Raw genomic sequence first — 24,953 nt, forward strand, 5'->3', positions numbered from 1 at the left:
ATGCATAGCGAAACCGATAAAATAGCGCTTGAATATCTCAGGATCAGGGATTACACGGAAATCCGTGAAGCGATGGTGGCAGCCTATCGCACCATGCCGGACGATTACTGGACCAAGCCCCAGATAAAGGCCCTGCTGGGCAAGTTTCCGGAAGGGCAGGTGGTCATTAAGGTGAATGGCAGCGTGGCCGGGTGTGCCCTGTCGATTATAGTGGATTACGACAATTTTGAAGGCAATCATACCTTTGAAGAAGTTACGGGCAACAACACCTTCAGCACCCATACCCCCGAAGGGGATATGCTTTACGGTATCGAAGTATTTATCAAGCCGGAGTTCCGCGGGCTCCGCCTGGGGCGCCGGCTGTACGATTACCGCAAGGAACTGTGCGAAAAACTGAATCTCAAGGGTATTGCCTTCGGCGGGCGTATCCCCAACTACCACAAATATGCCGATACCCTGACCCCGAAGCAGTATATCGAAAAAGTGCGGAGAAAGGAAATGGACGACCCGGTACTCAATTTCCAGATGTCCAACGACTTCCATCCCACCCGCATTCTCAAGGGCTACCTGGACGGGGATAAGGCTTCCCAGGAATTTGCCGTACTGATGGAATGGGACAATATTTACTACGAAAAGCCCTCCAGGAAGGCCGTAAGCCAGAAAAGTGTGGTCAGGCTGGGGCTCATACAATGGCAGATGCGGCCCTATAACGAGCCGGAATCACTGTTGCAGCAGGCCGAATACTTTGTCGATACCCTCGCGGGCTACCGGGCCGATTTTGCGCTTTTCCCAGAGTTTTTCAACGCACCGCTCATGGCGCGCTTCAACCACCTGGCAGAAGCGGAAGCCATCCGCCGCCTGGCGGGGTATACCGATGGCATTATACAGGAATTCTCCAAATTATCCATCTCGTACAACATTAACATCGTGGCGGGCAGCATGCCCGAGATCAGGAAGGGCCGGCTGTACAACGTGGGGTATCTCTGCAAAAGGGACGGTACCGTAGAGCGCTATGAAAAAATACACGTTACCCCCGACGAAGCCAGGGTATGGGGCATGCAGGGTGGCAACAAGCTGCGCGTCTTTGATACCGATTGCGGCAAAATTGGCATTCTGATCTGTTACGACGCCGAATTTCCCGAGCTCAGCCGCCTGCTGGCCGACGAGGGAATGGACATTCTTTTCGTACCCTTTCTTACCGATACCCAGAACGGGTACTCCAGGGTACGGCACTGCGCCCAGGCCAGGGCCATAGAGAACGAGTGCTATGTGGCCATTGCCGGTAGCGTGGGCAACCTGCCCAACGTACATAATATGGATATACAGTTTGCCCAGTCCATGGTATTTACCCCCTGCGATTTTGCCTTTCCCACCAACGGTATCAAGGCAGAAGCCACCCCCAATACCGAAATGATACTGCTGGCCGATGTAGACCTCGGGCAACTGAGGGAACTGCACCGGTTCGGAAGCGTCAACAACCTGAAAGACCGCAGAAAGGATATCTTTGAACTGAGGAAGAAGAAATAATACGCTCGGCATCAGATATTGAAATCTGACCGGAACTCCCTGATCTCCTCTTTTACTTTACCCCCGCGGATTATTACGGAAATATCCTTTCTGTAACCTTCGCTGTTTTCATCCCTGCTGGCAGACAACCAGTTAAACGACCCCTCGATGATGACGCTGTCATCCATACAAATGGTCTTGTTGTGTATGCCGTTTACGATCATCAGCCTGGCTTTTGTGGCTCTTATGGCCTCTCTGCCCAATGCGCTGTTCCTCCTTAGCCCGCCCCTGGTAACATCGAGATTTTTATCGGTAAGTACGGTGATCTTAACTCCACGGTCGGCAGCATTGCGGATCAACCGGACGACATCGTCCGCCTCAATGGCCCTGATAGATATAAACGGGGAGCACAGGATGATTTCCCTTTCGGCGGTCTCAAAACATTGTCTAAGGGTTTCCCGATGCTGTTCCAGGGTTTTTATCCGTTCTACACGGTCCGGAGCATAGATGATCTCAGACTGATAAATAAAAGCGTCGTCCAGGGCGTATTCCTCCTTTCCGAACAAATGCGCGGCCAGCTTTCCGGAAGGGGTGTTCCCGCCCGGGTCGAACACCGCCATATTTGCAAAAACGATAAAAGAATGTTTAGCCCTGGTAAGGGCCACATTAAGCATATTGAACTTGCCCCGGTAATCGAAAAAAAGCATTTTATCTCTGGTATCGTGTACTGCCGAAAACAGGATTACAGGCCGTTCCGCACCCTGTAAGGCATGTACGGTACCAACAACAATCTGGTCTGCAAGGGTCTTGTTTACATATCTTTTCAGAAGTCGTTTCAGTACCGCTCTCTGGGCCGAAAAGGGAGTAATAATGGCCAGCACCTTATCCAGCGGCTCCCCGTAATCCCGTTCCAGGAGTTTCCTGTTATTACACACCCACTGCACCAGGGCAAGGGCCTCCTTTACATTTTTCCTGCTGCTCCCGCGATGCTTTTCCGACGATCCGTTCACATGAATATATCCCAGGGGAGGAAGGCAGTGCTTCTTATTGCCCGCCATCAGTTTCAGCGACCCTTTATATACGTGATCTTTCGAATATTGTATGATGGGGTCCGCACATCTTCGGTGTTCCAGCAAATACGCTCCCTTCTCCGGTTCCCCGTTACGGTGCCGGAAGCAGAAAGGTGTCGCCCTTTTTACCATTTTCATCAGGCTTCCCCCGGATGCCGTAAATCCCGACTGTTCCATCTTCCCGAAATCTTCCTCACCCTTTACCAGCTGGTATTTTCCGGCATTCCTGTAATCCACTCCCCTGGTAACTCCCCATACGGGTTCTATCTGGTACTCATCTCCCACGGCCAGCAGTTTCTTCGCAAGGGTCAGGGAAGGCATCGCAACCTCCGGGGCAACCTGCCCGGCTTCGTCTACGATCATCAGGTCGAACAACTCCCTGTAATACCTGTTTCCGTCACGATAGGTATAATACGTACTGAATCTCGGCAAGGAGTGAAACGTGGAAATAAAAAGGGGCGTCACCCCCGCTATCCTCCTGAGTTTTCTCCTGTACGTGCTTTCTGATCTTTCCTTGTCCGCCTCATCTGCAGATTTCAGGGCACGGATATATTCCCACTCCCTGAAATGTACACACAGCCAGAACAGCTCGTTTCTGTAGGAGATATCCAGTTTTACCGCCGTATCCTGCAATACGTCCAGGTTTTCGTATTCATCTCCGGTCGCTGTGACCAGGCGCTGCCATTTTTGGTTATACGCCCGCAGCCACCCGGTCCGGAAATCCTGGTAATCCCGGTCTGTCTTTTCAATGCCTTTCTTCAGTTCCGAAAGGCCGGACAGGCTGTTCTCAAGTTCCTGATACTCCCTCACCGTATCGAGTTCCAGGGCTTCCATCCCGGAAATGACAGTATGGAAGTCATACCATTTAAGCTGCTCCGGAAACTCGTCCTTCACGGGGTGGACAATCAGCTTAAAAGCCCTTTCCCGCAACTCCCTGAACCTTTTGAACGGCAGCCATCTTACGTAAAAAGGAAACCTCCGGTATCGTTCCATAAGCTTGCTACGCAAGGTTTCAAGCAGCTTTTGCCGTTCTTCGTTCTGACGTATTCCGGTCGCCGTTTTATCCACCATCTCTCCCAGGGCATCAACATCCTCAAAACCCGCCTGCTCCAGGGTACCGGTCACTTCGTGCCTTTTCCCCGCAAGGGCAGATATACTCCTGATCCTCGCCTCCAGGGCCTTTATTTTCTTCAGGAGGTATTCTCCCATATCAGGTTCTTTCCCCTCCGGGATACCCGTATCCATATCAAGGAATGTACGGAATTCCGACCTGAAATGACGTTCATACCCCGGCACCTTTGCCTTGTCTTCCAACTCCCTCACAAAACCGGTATTCAGGAATTCGGAAGATTCCACCTGGTAATCCCCGGTTCCCTGCCCCGCCCTGGAAGATGCTGCCATATACAGGCCGAAAGACCTTATGCCCGGCACCCACCGGCGGAACAGGACCCCGTCTGTCTCCTCCTGGTGCATACTGTCCAGGATGTTGGTAATCGCCTGGTTGTTTACGGAACACCCCACCACCAGCGGCGGCTCACCACCTTCCAGCACCGATTGTGTAAACAGATTGGCCACTACACTTTGCAGCAGGGTCGTCTTGCCTGTCCCGGGAGGACCGTTAACGGCAAATACCTGTCTGGTATATCCTGAAGTAAACTGTGCAAAAGCAACCCTTTGGGAATACGACAACGGAAACTCGCCGTTCATTTGCCCGAAATGATTGCCGTTGAGAAATATTTCTGTTTCCAGCAGGTCATGGTTACGGGGTTCTTCCTTTTCTTGCAGGACTTTTTCCAGGACGGCCGTGTATTTTCCCGCACCGCTGCCGAAGACCAGGTCGTTGTACAGCCCTGTAATATTCCGGGTCATATTGCTCTCCCTCATCGCTGCAATACGGAACATATGATATTTCCCGTTTTGAAAATCCGAAAACCCCTTCCCCGTAACATCCCGGAAAAAGCGTTCGCAGTCCTCCCAGTACTTTAACCAGTCATTTTCATCAAAATTCCGGTTTCCCATCCGGGCATCCAGTACATCCATTGATGCGATAACAGGACGATCGCCCGGGTTAGGGTCCAGGTAATCCCGGATAAAAACGGGGCATTCCTGCTCTCGCGGAGGATAGAGCTTTCCCGTTTTATCTACGTAAGCCGGGATCCAGTAGGGATAATACGTTTTCTCCTTTCCCGTGTTACCGCCGTGTTCAATATCTGAAGTGATGAAGATCGGGGCGATCTCGATCTTGTTGATCCCGGTAATCCCATGCTCAGGTACCGTACCCGACCCGTTTCCGGTATCAGCAATATCATTATCTGCCTGACGTTCCGGTTTCTGTGTTTCCCCGAAACCGAACCGGAAAACATTTTCTTTGTCCCAGATCCTCCCTGCCTCATCCGCAGAAAGCCCGTAAAGTCCGCTTTCACCCCTTTGTAACGGATCCGGGAATAAATATCCCTTTTCTCCACGGCACCCGTCTATTACGGAAGCCCTGTAATACCGAAGCCAGTTACTGATACTATTCATGGATCAGGGGTTTTTATTCCCCGGGTAAATTTAAGGTGCTCCGCCGTCTTATACGGAAATGTATTTCGAAGCTCCTTTATACCCGGGACTATCACACCCGTTAAAGATAGTAAAGTATACGCTGGTCACAAAATATACAGGTTACCGGAAGTTCCATATCGCCCTGAAATACAGTCGATCTATTCGACTTCCCCTGTTTTTTCAAATTTATAGCTACACCCTTCTATACACCCCATATAGGTAGGGGTAAGGATCATTTTTCCTCCTTCGAAACTTATACTTTCGGAAAAAGTACCTTCCGGCTCTTCCATTCCGGTGGTAAACCCTTCACAATCGTATTCGAGTACCAGCGTATCTTCAGACAGAACATAGGTTCCGGCAGTACATCCGGAAAAACGGTCTGAAGAAAAAGTTCCGTCGCTCCCGAAGGTATAGGAATATCCCTCGCTTACCGGTTCCCATTTGCCCGGAGCCCCGGTACCTACCTTCGCTTCTGCAAGGGTCCAGGTCCCTGTAATCTGTTGCCGGGGAGTGGCGGCATCATCGTCATTGCTGCAGGAAACAAACAAAAAAACACTGATAATAAGGATAAGATTTTTCATGACTTTTGCTTTTTGGTTCTATACAGTAGATAGTAAAAGTCTGGAAACGTTGCGTGTACCCGGTGTCTATGAACCGGTTCGGGCCTGCTGCTGTTTTTTTATCTCGAACATTTTATCAAAACCGGGGTTTTTCTCTGTCGGGACCGGGGCACCGGTGAGCGTTCTCCAGGCTTCCAGCCTGTCGCGGAGTTCCCTTACCTTTTCGGGGTGTTCCCCGGCCACGTTATGCCGCTCCCCGGGATCGTCTCCGAGATTGTACAACTCAAGGCCGCCATCCTCAAAATACTCGTGCAGTTTCCATGGGCCCGAACGGATCACTGATCCGGGCCGGGTGCGGAACAGCAGGTCTCTTGCCTGGTCTTCCAGGGGGTTATACGCCTGCAGATACACCGGAAAATGCCAGAAAAAATCCCGCTCCGGCATGGGTTCGCCTTTCAATAGCGGCGAGATATCCGTACCGTCCAGGTGTTTTGCCTTCTTTTCCGCCCCGATCATGGATTGCAGCGTCGGGTAGAGGTCCCGCTGAATGACAGGCTGCTCCGTAACCGTCCCGTTTTTGACATGTCCCGGCCATTTCACGATAAGAGGCACACGGATACCGCCTTCGTAATAACTTCCCTTACCTGCCCGAAGGGGGTCCTGATGGCTTACATCACGTATTCCCCCGTTATCCGAGGTGAATATTACGATGGTATTTTCTTCGATCCCCAGGTTTTTCAGGGTAGTGAGCAACCTCCCCACATTCTCGTCCATAGTGTGTATCATGGCCGCATAGGTGGCGTCAGACTGCCCTTCTGCCCCTTTCTTCGCCCTGTAGATGGCTTCCACCTCTTCCTTGGCCATCAGCGGTTTATGTACGGCATAAAAAGGCAGGTAGAGGAAAAAAGGCTTTTCCTTATTGCCGTTAATAAAGGAAATGGCTTCGCTGGTCAGCCGGTCGGTGAGGTATTCTCCCTGCGGACCTGCTTCGAGGTGTTCGGCATTGTAGGGACTGAAATACCCCCTGTGCCCCGGCCCGCCGCGATGGCTTCCTGCGATATTCACATCAAACCCTTCGGTAAGAGGGGACTCTGAAATATGCCATTTGCCTATACTCGCCGTACGATACCCGTTATCGTGAAACATTTCACCCAGGGTATATAGCGAATCCGGGATACTTTGTGCATTAGGCGTGGGGATCAGCCTCCTGGTTTTCGTGTTTCCCCGTTCCGAACTGCCTACCGTATAAATACCGTGTCGCGGTCCCCAGAGCCCGGTGATCATATGGGCCCGGCTCGGGGCACAGTTGGCTGCCGAGGCATAGGCCTGTGTAAACAGCATTCCTTCCCTGCCCAGCCGGTCTATGTTAGGCGTTTCGTAATATCCGGACCCCATACACCCGAGGTCTGCCCAGCCCAGGTCGTCAGCATTGATCAGGATCACATTGGGTTTTTTAGCCTCGGGAGAGGGTTGTGCATTACACGAGAACAACAGTGTAAGGGAGAGCACGCTCCATATCCCGGTAGCGGAAAACATCGTCTTCATATTGTATTTTTTACGGCCCTGCGGGCATTATATGCTATGCAAAAGATACTCCTGTCCTGTGTTCCGGCCACCTCAACGATACCCATTGTTGGTCGGATCGGTATTCAGGAGGTTCGGATTCAGGAGGATTTCGTCCTGTGGTACGGGCAACAACACGTGATAAGGTTGTATGTTATCCGCAGGGTTATTCCAGGGCCTGTGCTGTGTGTTCCTGACCGTTTCCAGCAGGATCCCCCATCGTATCAGGTCCATTCTGCGATAACCTTCGGTACAGAGTTCAAATTTTCGCTCGTCGTACATGGCCCTTCGAAATTCTTCCTGGGTCATCCCGCTCCAGGGTTTGTCGGGTTCGAACGCCCGCTCACGTACCTTGTTGACATAACTATAGGCCTCAGAAGGGCCGTTCAGTTCGTTTTCGGCCTCGGCCGCCATCAGATAAATATCGGCCAGGCGGAAAACCACATAATTTTCGTTGTGATTCCCCCGGGGCGAAGTCAGGTTCAGGTTCCAGTTTTTCCGGAAATACGGAAAACTCAGTTCATACCCCATGTATTCCGTTACGATGGTGACATCATATCGCAGGTCATCCGGGTCCCAGTTAGACCTGTCGGCCAGTTCCGGAAGCGGAATAGCCCATCCGTAACCGGTCATATCCTGTTCTACAGCCTGCAGATCGGCCGACAGCAATTCCCATCTTGCCGGCGTTCCCGGTCCTCCCGGCCTGTTGCTCCTATCGGCGGGTTCGTCGCGTAATCTGGGATTATAATCATCGGTTCTTATAGTACTACTCTCTCCAAAAACACCATCGGTAGTAAAATCCACCACGAATATCTGTTCGTCGTTATATTGATCTGCACGGTCGTTCTGGCTAAAGACCGCGGCGAAATCGTCCAGGAGACGGTGTGGAGAATGGTCTATAATATTGTCACATTCCGCTTTAGCGTCTGCCCATTCCTCATCGAAAAGGTGAAATTTTGCCTTTAATGCCGCGGCAGCCCATTTAGAAGCGCGTCCCAGCTCGGGTTCATCAGGTAACAGCTCAAATGCAAGGGCCAGATCGTCCTTCATGTCAGTACGGATCTCATCCTTAGGATAGCGTTCCAAGGAGCCCAGCTCTTCAAGAGGGAGAAGTTCCCTGAAATAAGGTACATCTCCCCAGAGATTCGTCAGGTGAAAATAGGCCAGGGCCCTCATAAAATAACATTCGCCGAGCGTCTGCTTCCTCACTTCTTCCGAAAGGTTCTCATTGCCTTCAATATTTGAAATATGCGAAGAGGCATTTCGGATGATCTCATATAACGCGGACCATGTGCCGTTTCCATCGGCTACGCCTTCCTGTATGAGATAATTGTGAATCTGCCCGTTTACATTTCTGCTGGGGCCCACTTCATCGGCGCCGTTTACATAATAATTGTCCAGTCCTCTTTGGTACAAACTGCTGCGGTGCAATATTCTATAGAGTCCGTTAGCTGCCAGGAGAGCTTCCTGATCGTTATTGAAAAAGTTTTCCAGGGCTACCTGGTCGCGCAGGTCTTCTTCCAGAAATTTTTCACAGGCTGAAAAAAACAGCAATACTGTGGAAATTAATACGGTTACTAATCTTCGTTTCATCACTGTAATTTTAGAATTCGATTTTTACTCCTGTAACGATGCTCCTGGCATACGGATATTGCCCGTTGGCAAACCCCTGGGAAACCGACCCGAATCCGCTTCCTGCCGAAAAATTGTTTACCTCAGGATCTCCGAGGGTAAAATCGGAGAACAGCAAAAGGTTCCTACCGGTCACATACACGTTAAATTTTTTGAAAACACTTTCCAGGGACGTTCCTTTCAAAGGTATGTCATAAGAAAGGGTTACTGTTCTCAATCTCACAAAAGAACCATCTTCGACATTTGCAGTACTGTTCGGGTTGAACTGGCTTGTCGACGTACCCGCCCTCGGAATATCCGAAGTTTCGTTAACTCCTTCCTTCCATCGGCCCAGTACCCGCGGGTCTACATTTTCATCGCCCCGGCCAAACAGGGAGCGTTGTGTAACCACATTAAAGATCTCAGCGCCATACGAATACTGGAAGAAAACATCCAGGTTGAGGCCCTTCCAGGAAAAATTATTGCGCAACCCCCCGTAGAAATCGGGCTGCGGACTGCCTATAACGGAGTAATCCTCCTGGTTGATGGTCCCGTCTCCATTGACATCCCGGTAACGCGGACTTCCCAGAAAGGACCGACCCACCGCACCGTCATCAATAATTTCCTGCGGGTCTTTATATGTGCCCAGGTACTCTGCTCCGAAAAACACAGGTATGGCTTCACCCACGATCAACCTTGCGGAGGGCCCGCCCTGGTTTCCGGTAGATTGGATATTGATAAACTCCTCATCCCCCAGGTCCAGTACCTCACTTTTATTAGTCGTCAGGGTAAAGGTGGTATTCCACCTGAAATCCTCCTTTTCAATATTACGCGTGTTCAGCAAAAACTCCACGCCCCGGTTTTCCACACTCCCCACGTTCTCCAGCACCCTGCTTCCCGCGGTATTCGGCAGGTCCCGGAACAGCAGCAGATCATCGGTGGTCTTTTTATAATAGCCCAGCTCCAGGGATATTCTGTGTTTTAACAATGCCATTTCCAGGCCCAGGTCGAGCTGTTTTGTAGTCTCCCAGGTAAGGCCGTTTGTCCCGGGGTTAGCCAGAATTACGGCCGGGACCAGGGTTTCGTTAAAATAGTTGTACTGCGAACTGAACACATCGAAAGAATTATACGGATCGACCCCCTGTTCTCCCACTATACCGTAACTCGCCCTGAGTTTCAGGATATCCACGGTATTCGAACCGGACAAAAAGGCCTCTTCATCCATGTTCCACGCCACACCTGCCGAGGGAAAAAAGGAATATTTATTCCCCTTTTCAAAAACAGACGAACCGTCCTGCCTGCCCACTAAGGTTACAATATAACGGTCTTTGTACCCATAGGTCAGACGGCCCAGGACAGACATCAGCGAACGCTGGCTGTAGGAAGTACCCACCTGGTAGGTCTCAGGGTCCGAACCCAGGGATAAATTATTAAACTGAACCACATCGTTGGGAAAGCCGTTTGCAGACTGGCTGGTACTTTCGGTAGTGATTTTCTGGGCTGTAAACCCACCCAGAAGGTTGAAGGAATGATCCCCGAAAACTTTATCATAGGTAAAGGTAGTCTCGCTCAGCAGATCCCTGCTCTGGCTTGTAGCGACACTCCCGTATCCTCCTATGTTATTGTTTAGCACACGTTCGGGCAATATGCCGGGCTGATACTCATTGTTCTTATAAAAATTCAAGGTCGCCCCGAAACTGGTTTTCAGCTTAAAACCGTCAAAAAGCTCATATTCCGCATACATATTCGCGATCAGGTTGGTCACCAGGTCGTGATCTACCCTTAGCTGATAATCCGCTACGGGATTGCGCTGCAAGGTACCGCTTACAGGATTGGTCCCCGTAAATTCCCCATCTGCATCATAAATCGTCCGGATCGGCAATACACTGGAAACAATCTGTCCGAAGCTTACCTTGTTGTTTTCCTTTTTAAAGGTACTGAGGTTAAGACGCGTACCAAACGTAAATTTTTCCGATACATTGACATCGAAATTGCTGCGCAGCGTAACCCTTTCCAGGCCGGAATTTTTAATGATCCCCTCCTGTTTGAAATAATTGACCGATGCGTAATAATTCGTGCTTTCGGTCCTCCCGGTAACCGAGAGGTCGGTATTGTAGGTAACCCCGGTATGGGAAATCTCATCAATCCAGTCTGTGGTCGGTACTGACCCGGGATCATCATATTGCAACGGCAGGTTCGGGTCTGTATAACCGACAGGAACCGCTACCCCGTTGACATCGACAGGTGTTCCGGGCACAAATTGTCCGGCCTCGTTTAAATAATCAACATATCCCTGACCGCTTAAGATATCTATCTTATTCGCCAGTTTATCCATACTGATATAGGAATTCAGGGTAAACGAAGGTTTTCCCTGGGGCAGCCCCTTACCACTCTTGGTGGTGATCAGGATAACTCCCGAAGCACCCCGGGTACCGTAAATGGCCAGCGCCGTAGCATCCTTCAAAACCTCGAGAGACTCAATGTCGTTAATATTGATGTTGTTCAGGTTAAAACCGGTACCTACAATAAAACCGTCAACCACATACAGGGGATTATTATTTCCGTTAATGGAGCTGTTACCCCGGATGCGAATGGTAGACCCGTTACCCGGTGCCCCGTTGTTTGAAGTTACTTCCACCCCTGCCGCACGGCCCTGCAACGCCTGGTCTACCCTGGAAACGGGCTGATTTTCAATCTCGTCGCCTTTTACGGAAGCTACCGCAGACACCAGTTGCTTTTTAGAGGAAGTACCATACCCTATGACAACCACCTCATCCAGGGCCTGGGTATCCTCTTCCATCGTAATATCGATGACATTCGAATCTCCTACCGTGACCTGTTCAGACGCGAAGCCTATATACGAAAACTCCAGTACGTCTCCCGGTGATGCATTGATGGCATATTTGCCGTCAAAATCAGTAGTGGCTCCCCGGTTGGCCCCTTTTACCACTATGTTAACTCCCGGAACAGGAACCCCCGAACCGTCAATTACAGTACCTGTTACAGTCTCCTGGGCCGTGACAGGATGCCATAAAGGGAATAATAAGACAAATAATATCATTCGCATTTTTAAAAATTTTGATTGATTAATTACGATAACAACAGTTACAACAGGTCAATTTTAAGGATTTATTAACAATGTTGTTGTTGATTATAAATCAAAACAGGCAAATTATTATTCAAAAATGCGAGATAAGTCTTTTTTCTAATCTTTGGTAATCATACTTCCCCACCAGTCCTTATTGGGTTCAAAGCTATCGGACAAAAAATCCATACGCTGCTCTTCCAGCCCGGGGAGTACCTTGTTGACGATCCTGTCGTGGTAAGCCTCTTTTTTTTCTTTATCAAATTCACTGTCTTCTGTGGGATACCTGGCACCGACCCCGGTCAGCCAGCTCTTTAATTTGTTCCTCAATCCGCTCACCTTGTCGGGATAACGGCCTGCCAGGTTCTCTTGTTCGTAAGGATCGTCGTTTATATGGTACAGTTCATCCCTGTTGTCCTCATAATAATGGATCAGTTTCCAGTCGCCTTCCCTGATCACGGAAGAAGGTTCTCCTCCCTGGTTCCCGTAATGCGGATAATGCCAGAACAACGGTCTTTCGGGCAATACCTCTCCCCGGTCTATGACAGGTCTCAGGCTCACCCCGTCCACCGGTTGTTCAACGGGCAGGTCAATACCGGCATAATCCAGCAGGGTAGGGTAGAAATCAGCCCCTGTCACAGGGTCATCACAGTGTTTGCCCCCGGATTTCTGCCAGGGCACATATACCAGGTAGGGAACCCTTGTCCCTGCCTCCCACTGGTATCCTTTTCCTCCCCTGAAAGGCAGGTTGGATGTCGAATAGGCATCTCCCGAGGCTACTCCTCCGTTATCCGATGTAAAGATCACAATGGTGTTTTTTTCCAGCCCCGATTCTTTGAGCCCGTCCAGTACCACTCCTATGGCATCATCCATCGCTTCGACCAGTCCGGCGTATACGGGATTGTCCTGGGTTTGCCTGATCGGCAGGTTTTTTTCCATGGTAAACCCTCTTTCGGCAATTCCGTTCTCCCTCGCCTTCTCCCTGTATTTCTGCCATTTCTCCTTTGTGGTTTGTATGGGGCCATGTACGGCATAAAAGGAAAGAAAGGCCAGGAAACCGGAGGTTTTATGGTCTTCCATAAACGCGACTGTTTCTTTTGCCAGGCGTATCGATAAATTTTCTCCGGGCTGTATATCCTCTAATTTCGGGTTTTTAAATGGTGAAAAATATCCGCCGTTGGGATTACCTTTCTCCCATCCCCCCTTGTTAATTTCGAATCCGTGGTCTTCCGGGTAGGAGCCCTCTCCGCCAAGATGCCATTTCCCGGCAAAAAACGTCTTGTACCCCCCCGTTTTCAATGCTTCGGCCAGGGTGATCTCACTGTCGGGCAAACGATGCCTGTATCCGGCCGGCAACAGCCTGTCGAACCGGTTTGCCTCGCGCCAGTCCGTACCGCTCTTTGCCCCTATCCAGTCTGTTATTCCGTGTCTTGCCGTAAATTGCCCCGTCATGATCGTGGCTCTCGCAGGGCTGCATACCCGGCTCCCCGAATACCCCTGGGTAAAGACCATTCCTTTCGATGCCAGCCGGTCTATGTTAGGGGTTTCGTAAAATTCACTTCCCACAAAGCTCATATCTCTCAGGCCGAAATCATCGGCCAGAATAAAGAGTATATTGGGTTGCTCAGGAACTTGCGTTTCTTCCTTTTCCTTTTCACCACAGGAATGGAGTAAAAGAAGGCAAAACACCGAAAAAATAATCCTGGTTTTTTTCATGTCTGTGTTTATATTTATTTCGACAGAAATATACCATAAAATTACCACTCTTCAAATGCCAGGTCCTCTTCAGGCGGACGTCTCAGGTGCAATACCTCGGTCACCTCGTAGTCATTTCCATCCCTGGTAAACGAATACTCCAGTGAAATACTCCTGTCTTCCGGGTGATAGGTTCCGGAGCCGGACAAACCGGTAACCTGGTTGCTGTTTGTAGACAGGTGTACGGAATCTTCGCCGTCGATATTCAATATCAGGGAAGCATCGTTAAAATTTCCCATCCCCGGGGCTTGTACGGTGGTGGCATCTATGGTCACGAGGTTCCATAGCCCGTTTTTGATTAGGTCCGGGTTGTCATATACTACCTCACTGGTTTCTCCCGTAGCTGTCCTTTCGGTTTGGGAGCCTGTATGATAGTAGGCCCCGTGGTATTCGCTTATATATTTTATCACCACAACAGAAAAGTCTTTCGGGGCGATGATCTGGTTCCCCTGGTCGTCAAAACTTCCCGAAGCTATGGAGTCGAGAGAGGTTTCCGTAATCCGGAAGGGCAGGGCATAGGTGCCGGATGCGGCCAGTGGGTCCGAAATAAATTTTTCCCGGTCCAGGCTTACCGTAACGTCTCCTATATACCGCCCCTCAGGAAAGATCATGGTGCTTTCATCGCTCAGGGAATAATAGGTTTCCGGGAGCAGTTCGAAATCGCCCGCACCGGCCATTACCTCATTATCCAGCAGGGAAGGGTCTATAACAAAGGTCGCTGTTTCCTCTTGTTTATTATACTGCTTTCCTCCCATGGCCACCCCTACCTTAAACTGCATTTCCTCATAGGAAACCACCGTTCGCAAAGGTTTCTGGGTATTGAAATAGGCAACGGTAAACTCGTAATCTCCTGTGAAATCGTCGTATTTCTCACAGGAGATCACTGTAGTGAAGAGCAGTACCATTATGGCTGTTTTTCTGATTGTCATCATTTTTATCACTTTAAAATTATTACCATCCGAGATTATCGATCAGTTTAGGGCTCTTGACCAGCTCTTCATAAGGCAGTGGTGCGTAATAATATTTTATATCGCTGAACTTTCGTTCTTCCACTTCAAAAACAGTATACGAATAGGTGTCCTCCCCCTTTTGTTCAATCCTCATTCCCCTTACGGCTTCGTCAAGCGGCATCAGCCAGCGTCTCATATCAAAATAGCGATGGTTTTCAAAAGCGAGTTCCAGTCTTCTTTCCCGCAATACCAGTTCCCGGAAAGCTTCCTTTCCCTGTGCTGCCACCTCATCGACATACGTATTATCGGTAATCCCTGCCTTATCCCTGATCATCTTGATGACATCTACGGCAGAATAGGCCATGCCGGGGCCTACACCATTGGGTCCGAAGGCTTCATTCGAAGCCTCTGCAAAGTTCAGGTATACTTCGGTTTTCCGGAGATACGGATTATAGTGGTAATCATTACCCGGATTTTCCACATCTATAATCCCGGGGGCCAAGGACAACCATTTTCGCAGATAATACCCAGTCCTGGTGTTTTGCGGGTAGACCGTACGGGAGTCCTTTCCCCCTTCATAGATCTGTAACGGGCTGTTATTAAGTTCCACACCGTTATAAAGGACATTGAGATACAGGCGTGGGTCCCGGTGTTCATAGGGATGCTCCGGGTCATAGCCGGAACGGGTATCGGTTATCGGGAAGCCGTTCTCACTGTAGAAGGTATCCACAAGGTTTTGAGAAGGCCCTGTCCTGGCCTGCCCGTATTCCCCGAAAGGGTAGTTCTGGTTTTCCAGCGACCTGTTTCGATGGTAGCTTCTCCAGATAAACTCATCAGGCGTATTATTGCTGTTAAAATCCGCCTCCGACAGCCCGGGCAGGGCACCGATAAGGTCTATGGCTTCCTGGGCGGCCCGGGCGGCCTGCTCCCATTGTGCCTCAAAAATTCCCTGGTCGGTAATGGAAAACTGCCCCATTCCTGTCAGCCTGGTCACCGAATCAGGCTGGTATGCCGGACTTGCGGCATAGACGGCCACTCTTGCCTTCAATGCCGCCACTACCTGTTGATCTGCCCTTCCTATTTGTAGCTCTCCGGTCACCGGATCACTGCCCGCATATTCGAGAGGCAGGTATACCATGGCCGAATCGAGATCCTGCTCTATCTGTGCTACACATTCCTTATACGTATTCCGCTCTACTGTATCGAGGTCCTGTGCCTCTTCATCCGATTTCAGGGAAAGTATAATGGGGTAGCCAAGGGCATCTCCTTCCGCGGTCTTGCCCCCATACACCTGCAACAGCCGGAACCCCCACCAGGCCCTTAAATAAAAAGCTTCTCCCTTGAGGTTACGCTTTTTCCTGATATTGTTTTCCTCGTTGGTAATATCGTAATTTACCTGCGGGCCCAAACCATTTTCCAAAAAGAAATGTACATTCCTGAACTGATTATATGCTGCACCCCATACCGAAACAGGGTTTGAGTTTGCCGTAAGCCCTCCCTGCGACATCCGGTAAATATTACTGTTGAAATCGTTGGTCACGGCGTTATCTGTTGCCGCGTCCAGAAAGTTTCCCCCATAGTCATCCACTATAGTATTCGGAAGATTGGAATAGGCATTCATCAATAATCCCTCGGCTTTTTCAGGAAGTGTAAAAGCGTACTCCTCACCGTAGGTATTGTCTATCTCCGGGTCCAGGGAACAGGAAATTACCGTACTACCTAAAATGAATAACACCAGTATCTGAATTCGAGTATTAAATTTATTCATCTTGATCTTCTTTTTAAAATCCTATGGTAAGCCCCCCTGTAACAATCCTCATCAAGGGGTAGTTATCAACCCCGGAAGCTGGAACTTCCGGATCGAGATCCTTTTCTTTGGAGAGGACAAAGAGGTTGGTACCCCTGAGATACACCCTGATATTCCTGACTGTCCAGGTGTCATTGGAAAAGGTATAGCTTACCTCAACATTCTTCATTCTGAAAAATGAGGCATCCTGTATCCAGAACGTAGAACCCTGATAGTCGTTGGTCGGGTTATAGGTGGTAAGCGCCGGCAGATTTCCCCCGGGGTTGTTTACGGGGTGAAACCTGTCCCTGGCCAATACGGAATATTTACCTTCCCCGGAGTTCCTGTAATAGGTGCTATTACGCATAAAATCGACCCCCAGTTCGGATGTTCCCAACAGGCTCATCCCGAACCCCTTATATTTAAAATTGGCATTGATCCCTATACTGGTCCGGGGAAATGAATTTCCAATGATTTTCCTGTCCTGTTCGTTGACGATACCATCATTATTGAGGTCACGGTAACTGATATTCCCGGTCTTATAGGGCCCCAATGCCTGGTAAGGGGAATTAGCCACCGCCTCGTCACTTCTGAACAGGCCGTCGGACACATAACCGAAGATCGCATCCGAAGGATTCCCTTCCACGTTCAGGTACGTATCGGGATGGTCTATAGCATCTGCTTTCACCACCCGGTTCTTAACATACAAAAAGTTGGCTCCGATATCATACCTGAAATTCCCGGAACTCCCGTAATACGTAATCTTGCCGTCTATCCCGTTATTGACTACCTTTCCGAGATTATGTGGCGTATATGGGTAAAAGGTAGCTGAGTAAATTGATGAAGGGCTGTTGAAAATAATATCATCCCTGACCTCGTTAAAATAATTCGCCTCAACAGCCAGCGACCTATTAAAGAAAAGCCCTTCCACCCCCAGGTTTAACTCTGTAGAGGTTTCCCATTTAAGGTCCGGGTTTCCCAAACTATTATAAACAGTTCTGCCCACTCCCTGCTGGTTGCGTTCTCCAAAATTTACATTTCCTCCATCAGTGAAACGCGTATTAAATAAATAGAATCCCGTAGCCCGGTCATATCCCATCATCCCGTAACTTCCTTTAAGCTTCAGGTAATCCAGATATTTAGCCCCGTTGAGAAAATTCTCTTCCGAAAGTATCCAGGCGGCGCCGATAGTCCCGAAATATTTGTAACGGTGCTTTCGGGCAAAGCGGTTGCTCCCCATGACACTTTGTACCCAGTCGATATATATCTTGTTTTTATAAGCATAAGTGCTCTTTAAAAATGTATTGGTGTTTTCGGTATGCTGACGGTTGTCTTTTTGCTCGTTCAAATAGTAAAAATGAGATAGGGTAAACGAAATATCATGATAATCATCTACCGTTGTCTTATAGTTGATATTAGCTGACCATCCCAGGTTTCTCTCAATATCATTACCATTTTCAGAGCGGTCGGATTCAATTACGCGATTGTTTAATTTTGTATATACCAGCGAATCCGGTGTAACGACCCTTACCGCATACCGTACGGGATTGTTGATCTGCTGCGCCCGGTGATACTGGTAATTATCAAAAGTCACGGCAGTACTCACAGACAGGCCTTTGACCAGTTTCCCCAGGTCCAAGTCCAGTCCGAAATTGGTCTGCCCATAGAAAAACTGGTATTCCTGGTAGCCTCCGTATATCATGTCGCCATAAAGGCTTTGAGGGTTTTTCAGGCTTCCGCCCAGGGGAGGGATCTGTTCTTCCCCCAAAGGAGTTTCTTCTCCCATAAAATCAGGGTCTGTGATGACAAACGGAAACTCATTGGGCCGCTGAGCTTTAAGGGCGGAATAGAAATCACCCTGGTGCAGTTTCCCCCATTTACGGCTTTCTATGATCCCGTTGGCCCCGAGGTGTGCCGTAAGGGAAGGAGACAGGTCTATACTGAGGTTTCCGCGCACATTAAACCGGTCCTGCGCTACGGCCTTGCCCACCTTTTCTATACCCTCACTCCCCCGGTAACCGGCAAGCAGGGCATAACGGACTCCTTCATCTCCCCCGGAATACTCGATATTTACCCTTCTGAAAGGGTTCAGGTCCTCGATAAAATAGTCGTTGTAATCCGCATTGGGATATAGCAGGTCGTTTGCACCGGTACTTTGCTCATATCCCTGTATCTGTTGTTCGGTATAAAAAGGAGACAACCCATCATTGGCACGGGCCTCATTATACAGTCTTGCGTATTCCGCACTATTGAGATATTCAGCCATACGCGTATTCATATTTACTCCGTATTCTGCGGAAACTTCAAAAATTTTAGTGTTTTCCTTTCCCCTTTTCGTCGTGATAAGTACCACCCCGTTTGCCGCCCTCGGCCCGTAAAGGATCTTGGCATTGACATCCTTCAGTACTTCCACGCTTTCTATTTCCTGCGGGTTTAGAAAGTCTATGGGCCTTTCGATACCATCCACAACCGTAATCGCCTGGTTATCCGTTTGCCGGGACAAACCGCGCACATATAATTGCGCATTGTTATTTCCCGGCCCGTCGGTGGTCATACGTGCCGACAAACCGGCCAGGCGCCCCTGTAAGGTATTGGAGAAGACCATATCGGGCTGGGACTCCAGTGCTTTTCCTGTCACCCTGTCCGTCGCCCCCACAAATTCCCTTTTAGCAGATTTCAGGGAAGCCGGCAGATCGATAACATCGGAAGCGAACAAGGGTGCTTTTTCGAGCACTATCCGGTCGGGGACATCTGTCCCGGCAAGGTTAATGACCTTTTCCCTGAATCCGTTTGCCGAGATAATCAGTACATTATCAGGCCTAACCTCAAGGCTGAATACTCCCGAATCATCGGTATATACCTGGATATTGCCATTACCCAATACCACCTTTGCACGCTGTACCGGGTTTCCCTCATCGTTAACAACCATAGCCCGTATAACCTTTGATATTTGCCGATCGTTCTGACCATGGGATGTTGTGACTCCACTGACAATCAAAAGAAGTGCAATTATGAGTTTATTGATTTTCATGATCATTTTAAATAGAATTTACCATCCTGGGTTTTGTTTGAAATTAACGAGGTTCAGAGCATCCGGTTGTGGCACAGGATACCAGTAATACCTTAAACCGAAAACCCGTTGTTCCGTAGTCAGGTCTATGACCTCATAAGAAAAATCAAGGGTGCTTTTATCTGCAACCTGTCCATGACCCGCAGGCGGATTTGCCCTGATTCCCCTGATGGGCTTTGAAAAGACTTCTTCGGCGATCATCCATCTTCTGAGGTCGTGCCAGCGGTGGTTTTCCCACATCAGTTCAACAGCCCGTTCCTGTCTTATTTTATCCCTGAATACTTCTTTAGACATCGTCTGTTCACTTCTGACATCAGGCATGTCCACCCGATTACGGATGACATTTACTGCATCTACCGCTGTCATACCATATCCTTCAGGATCGCTATCCGGGCCATAGGCTTCATTCATGGCCTCGGCATAATCCAGATAGACCTGGGAAACGCGGATATAAATGGCATTAAGATTATACTTGTTGTATTGGTTTGTAAAGTTATTTGCTTCCGGCCAAACATATTTTTTGCAGATATAGCCGGACAATAATCTGTCTCGTGTATACGAACTACCGGTCTGTCTGACATAATCACGCCCTCCTACATACAGTTCCTGGTAAATAGGATTTCCGGATTGATTAACCCCCCAGCGTTCTCCCGGTATCACGATATCGTGATAAAGACGGGGGTCGCGGTTATTAAAAGGATCTTGTGAGTCGTATCCGGACCGCGGATCATCAATATCATATGCCTGTCCGTTATTGATCACTTCATACATATCTACAATATTCTGCGTAGGATTGGAATAAGCAGAAGCATCATTACCCGTACCTCCTGAAAAATATTGAGGTAAATAATTAATCCTCAGACCTCTGGACTGATTTCTTTTATTAGCATTGAGCTTATACCAAAGAGACTCCGGGGTCACCTGGTTTCCTTCGGAATAAAATATAAACTCATATTCATCTCCATCCATAAGCCGTACATCTGCCCCTCCGGCTCCTCCCGCTATATATTGCAATACCTCATGAGCGTACTCTGCTGCCCGTTCACTCCACTCCTGTCCGTAAGGAAGATACTGAATGCTTTCCAGTCCGTTTTGCATCAGGGGGCTGGCCGCATAGAGTGCTACCATTTCCTTTACGGCCATAGCCGCTACCTTATTGGCCCTTCCGTATTCCGCATCGCTCCAGGTACCGGGGAGCAATTCGATGGCCCTATCCAGATCTTCCACTATAAACTCCGAACTTTCAGAATAAGTGAGTCTTGGCAAATCAAGCTCATCATCTGAGCCAAAGACTTTATCCAGTCGTGGCATGCCTCCCATACGCTGGATCACCTGGAAATAATACCAGGCCCTTAAGAAATGTGCCTGCCCCAGCAGGCCATCGTATTGTTCCTGTGAAATATTAGGTATTTCGTCAACCCTTTGAATCACCTTATTGGCAATGCGGATAGCATAAAAAGCATTGGCAACTATACTTCCCTTTTCTCCCCGTTCTCCTGTCCATCCCAATTCCGGATCTGTTGCTCTATTAGCCCATGAACCTGTATTTAACACATTGACAATCGTACTGGTAAAAGGGCTTCCTCCCTCATCGGAAAGGGCATTTATACTACAACGCCCCGCACTTTGCGAAAATGGTTCATGATAGTCCAGCAATACATCATAGCAATTGTCCAGATAGCCTCTGGCCGACTCGAATTCCGAGAATACATCATCTTCGGTAATCCCGAAGTCCGGAGATATATCCAGATAATCCTCACAAGATATAAGGCCAAAGACAAATAGAACAATGAAACTCTTTGAAAATATCTTTTTCATTTTTAAACTTCTTTGTGGTTAATTCCTAAAAAGTGACTCTTATTCCAAGATTATACCGTTTTACAATAGGATAGTTCCCTGCCCCATCGGTTTCCGGGTCAATCCCTTCTCCAAGTTTTGACCAGGTGTACACATTATTTCCATTGGCATATAACTGGAGCCTTTTTATACCCATGTCTTTCAGAAACTTATTTTGAAAATTGTAGTTGATCTCAATATTTTTAAGACGCAGATAAGAACCGTCCTTATAAAGCAGGGTGCTTGCCGTACTATTATGGTTATTGGAAAGGTGAAGAGCCGGTTTTTCAGCAATAGCCTTAGTTTCGGGAGTCCATCGTGTAAGTACGTCCGGCTGGGCCTGAATAAACCCTCCGGCAAAATCAAAATAGAGCACATTGGGATATACATATCCCACATCGGTAACACCGTAAAAAAGTGCATTAAATCCCAGATTCTTCCAATTAAATCCAAGTTGTAAATTATAGGTTCTCAAAGGGTATCCTACTTCTTCCATAGGAACCTTGTCGTTAGTGTCAGATATTCCGTCTCCGTTATAATCTACAAACAATACATCTCCGGGTACCAGATTCTCAAGGCTTGAACCATTGCTTTGGTTGGGTCCGTTAAAAATATCGTCCACGGATTGGTAGAATCCACCCGCAATAAGTCTGGACTTCCAATGGATGGGCTTTCCTGCTTCTTTCAAATACACATCCATGCCTGCGGGATCGTCCCTGAAAACTATCCTGTTTTCCGTAAAAGAGGTTCCCAGGCTTATATTGTAATTAAAATCGGAGCCTATCTGGTCGCGCCAGCCAAGGGTCAGTTCATAACCATGACTTTTGGAGCGCCCTATATTGGCGTCGGGCAAATCCGGAAAACCAACAAAACTGGGTACTGTCTTCCTGGCCATTAGTATCCCCTCCCTGTCGGACTGGTACATATCAAGTTCAAAATCTATTTTTTTGAACAGGTTTACTGTAAACTTAAGGTTTTGTTGCGTACTCGTCTCCCAGGTGGCAGCCGCATTGGCAATCGTTCCTTCGGTAAACAGGGGGCCATAACCGGTGAGGTTTTCATAACCAAAATTAATATTCCCCGCTCCGTCATAAGTTTGCATATATTGAAATCGGGCCACATTGTCACTGCCCACAATACCATAGGAATAATTGACCTTGAGGAAATCTAACCAGTCTCCCCCCATTTTTTTAACGAAGGGTTCTTCCGAGATCACCCAGGCTGCTCCTATAGAAGGAAAAAAGCCGAAACGCAATCCGGGGGCAAATTTTTCAGATCCGGAATAGTTCCCGGATGCTTCTATCAGATAGCGTTTTTTATAATTGTAACTCAAACGTCCGATCCACTCTTCTCTTCTGGCCGCAAAACCATTTCTCGACACCATATTCTGCCTTAACATAAGGGCAGTAGCATCTATATTATGATCATCAAACGCTTTCTTATATTTGAGCTGAAAACGATAGTTCAGTTGCCTGTTGTACCCGTAAATATCAGGTGTGGTAGCATTTACAGGTCCTTCCTGTGTGTCATCGGTAGGCCACCTGATCTCATTGACCAAAGGATATTCCACTTCCCCGTCGGGTCCTATTGAAGGTTGAGAATAATCATATGCTCTGTAATACCTGACAATATTAATCCGGTTTCCCTGCTGTACCCCGCCGCGAAGTATTTGCTTGGAATAATTGGAAAATGAAGAGTAGTTTATACTGCCGTTAAAAGAGAGTCCCTTAGTAATAAAATCCAGCTTTTGTTCTAATTGGGCATCATAAAAACCCTGGTAATACTGATAGGTCCGCTGCCCCCCTTCATTAAAATAAACACTCAGGTTTCCTTCCCCGTCGGAAGATTCGCCCGGAACTCCGTCGGGATAATAGAGAGGGAAAAGGTTAGGTGGTGCTTTATATATGTTTCCGTAAAATTGTGCTTGTCCATAGCCATCCTCTACACCATTGCTTATACGGTAACCTGGTTGATTTCGGACACGATAGTTTCCTGAAAAACCCACACTAAACTTTGTAGATGAAGTAAGGTTAAAATCAAGATTAGTCCTCCAGTTATATTTTTTCAATCCGAAGGCCGGATCATATTCCGGCTGCTCTTCGGTCTGAAAAATGTCTCCGTCATTACGGTATCCCAACGAGGCAAAGTATTTGATCTTACTACCGCCTCCCCTGACATTGAGATTATAGGTTTGCTCATAACCTTTATCTATGAGTCTGTCATACCAGTCAACCTCCGGAAAATAAGGATTATAAGGCCCCCTTTCGGCATAATGCTCGGTCCATGCATCTATAGTAGATTGAGGAATTAGCTGATCATAGTTTCTGTCGTTAAGTACTGCCTCATTAAAGGCTCTCATGGCTGTTATATAATCTGCCTTTTCCGGACTGGTAGTCGGTGACTTGATACCAAGATTGGCCGAAAAATTAAATATAGGTTCACTAAACGTACCCCTTTTCGTGGTTATCAGGATAACTCCGTTGGCTCCCCTTACTCCGTAAACTGCAGTAGAGGCTGCATCCTTGAGTACGGAAATTGTTTCAATCTCATTGGGATCTATATTGTTCAGATCCCTTTCAATTCCGTCTACCAATACCAAGGGTGATGTATTCCCCCAGGTTGATTTTCCCCTGATAAATATATCTCCTGCGTCCGATCCCGGCTTACCATTAGAATTGATTACCATAAGACCCGGAGACTGTCCTTGTAAAGCTTCGGAAATAGTACTCACCGATCCCGTTTCCAGTAACTTTTTCCCTTCTACAGTACTCACCGATCCTACCACAGTCTGTTTCGTCTGTTCCCCGTAACCGATAACAACCACTTCATCAAGATTGGTGGCATCCGGTTCCAGTTGAATATCCAGTGAGCCGGTTTCAGGAGTTATATTCTCATAACGTTTCTGTAAATAACCCACATAGCTTATTAGAATCGTTGAGCCTTCTTCCACTTCCAATTCAAAATTCCCGTCAAAATCGGTGGTTGTTCCCCTGGACGTATTTTCCTGTCTTATCGTTACTCCTATCATGGGAACATTATTTTCATCGACAATAGTCCCCGAAATTTTTACTAATGACTGGTACCTCTCAAATGCGTAAACTTGCTGAATCCCGGTAAAACAGCAAATACATACCATTTTTAAGGCCCCGGCCATTACTAAACTTAGTAATTTTTCTTTCATTATCAATACATTGAAAATTGTTATTTTCTTCTGATCTTAAAAATCATTCTTTATACTTTCTTTTACTTCGAATCCCTCGGATAAATTTTCTTTATCGGCCAAGAATCAATCCGAAAAAAATAAAAAATATGCTTTTTTATTTCCATATACTATTTATTTTTTGATATATATTGACAATTCGTAAAAAACCATATAACAAATGTAAAGGAGCAAAGCAGGGAGTATCATTAAAATTTCATCAAATGCTATAAAAATACATTCATAAAAAAATGTTAAATACCTTTTTTTGTTTACAAACAAACCTATGTATATCACCTCTTTAAATATATCGTACACCCATAATACACGAATAGTGTACGAGAAATCCGGAAGTTTTAATATACTTTATTGTTTTATTCGGCATTTAACCCCTCCTTTAGATATAGGTGCCATATCA

General features: G+C 47.8%; 12 protein-coding genes. 1 reads left to right on the top strand and 11 read right to left on the bottom strand.

Annotated elements, in window-relative coordinates:
- The gene (locus DN748_RS15440) at positions 1-1,527 is read left to right on the top strand and encodes a carbon-nitrogen hydrolase family protein (RefSeq protein WP_112372732.1); all 1,527 of its coding nucleotides are present in this window, start codon (positions 1-3) and stop codon (positions 1,525-1,527) included.
- Positions 1,528-1,538: 11 nt separating this feature from the next.
- On the opposite strand, the gene DN748_RS15445 is transcribed toward DN748_RS15440, so the two are convergent.
- The 11 genes from DN748_RS15445 to DN748_RS15495 form a co-directional block, all read right to left on the bottom strand.
- Positions 1,539-5,099, bottom strand: coding sequence for an AAA domain-containing protein (locus DN748_RS15445; RefSeq protein WP_112372733.1), 3,561 nt, complete (start codon positions 5,097-5,099; stop codon positions 1,539-1,541).
- Between the two features lie 179 nt (positions 5,100-5,278).
- On the bottom strand, positions 5,279-5,701 hold the full coding sequence (locus DN748_RS15450) for a lipocalin-like domain-containing protein (RefSeq protein ID WP_112372734.1): 423 nt from the start codon (positions 5,699-5,701) through the stop codon (positions 5,279-5,281).
- A gap of 66 nt (positions 5,702-5,767) precedes the next feature.
- Positions 5,768-7,225, bottom strand: coding sequence for a sulfatase (locus DN748_RS15455; protein WP_112372735.1), 1,458 nt, complete (start codon positions 7,223-7,225; stop codon positions 5,768-5,770).
- A gap of 72 nt (positions 7,226-7,297) precedes the next feature.
- Positions 7,298-8,836 carry a RagB/SusD family nutrient uptake outer membrane protein gene (locus tag DN748_RS15460; RefSeq protein WP_112372736.1) on the bottom strand — a complete coding sequence of 513 codons (1,539 nt, stop codon included), beginning with the start codon at positions 8,834-8,836 and terminating at the stop codon, positions 7,298-7,300.
- 10 nt (positions 8,837-8,846) lie between these two features.
- Positions 8,847-11,921, bottom strand: a complete 3,075-nt coding sequence (locus DN748_RS15465; RefSeq protein WP_112372737.1) for a SusC/RagA family TonB-linked outer membrane protein — start codon at positions 11,919-11,921, stop codon at positions 8,847-8,849.
- Between the two features lie 138 nt (positions 11,922-12,059).
- On the bottom strand, positions 12,060-13,655 hold the full coding sequence (locus tag DN748_RS15470) for a sulfatase (protein WP_112372738.1): 1,596 nt from the start codon (positions 13,653-13,655) through the stop codon (positions 12,060-12,062).
- 41 nt (positions 13,656-13,696) lie between these two features.
- Complete coding sequence (locus tag DN748_RS15475; protein ID WP_112372739.1) at positions 13,697-14,626, bottom strand: DUF1735 domain-containing protein; 930 nt, start codon at positions 14,624-14,626, stop codon at positions 13,697-13,699.
- A 19-nt stretch (positions 14,627-14,645) separates the two neighbouring features.
- Complete coding sequence (locus DN748_RS15480) at positions 14,646-16,412, bottom strand: RagB/SusD family nutrient uptake outer membrane protein (protein ID WP_112372740.1); 1,767 nt, start codon at positions 16,410-16,412, stop codon at positions 14,646-14,648.
- A 13-nt stretch (positions 16,413-16,425) separates the two neighbouring features.
- Positions 16,426-19,359 (bottom strand): SusC/RagA family TonB-linked outer membrane protein, encoded by a 2,934-nt coding sequence (locus tag DN748_RS15485; protein WP_161554579.1) that lies wholly within the window; start codon positions 19,357-19,359, stop codon positions 16,426-16,428.
- A 120-nt stretch (positions 19,360-19,479) separates the two neighbouring features.
- The gene (locus DN748_RS15490) at positions 19,480-21,318 is read right to left on the bottom strand and encodes a RagB/SusD family nutrient uptake outer membrane protein (RefSeq protein WP_112372742.1); all 1,839 of its coding nucleotides are present in this window, start codon (positions 21,316-21,318) and stop codon (positions 19,480-19,482) included.
- Between the two features lie 25 nt (positions 21,319-21,343).
- The gene (locus tag DN748_RS15495; protein WP_112372743.1) at positions 21,344-24,517 is read right to left on the bottom strand and encodes a SusC/RagA family TonB-linked outer membrane protein; all 3,174 of its coding nucleotides are present in this window, start codon (positions 24,515-24,517) and stop codon (positions 21,344-21,346) included.
- Positions 24,518-24,953: the final 436 nt, after the last annotated feature.

Origin of the sequence: Sinomicrobium soli (assembly GCF_003285545.1) — a bacterium.
Classification (GTDB): Bacteria; Bacteroidota; Bacteroidia; order Flavobacteriales; family Flavobacteriaceae; genus Sinomicrobium.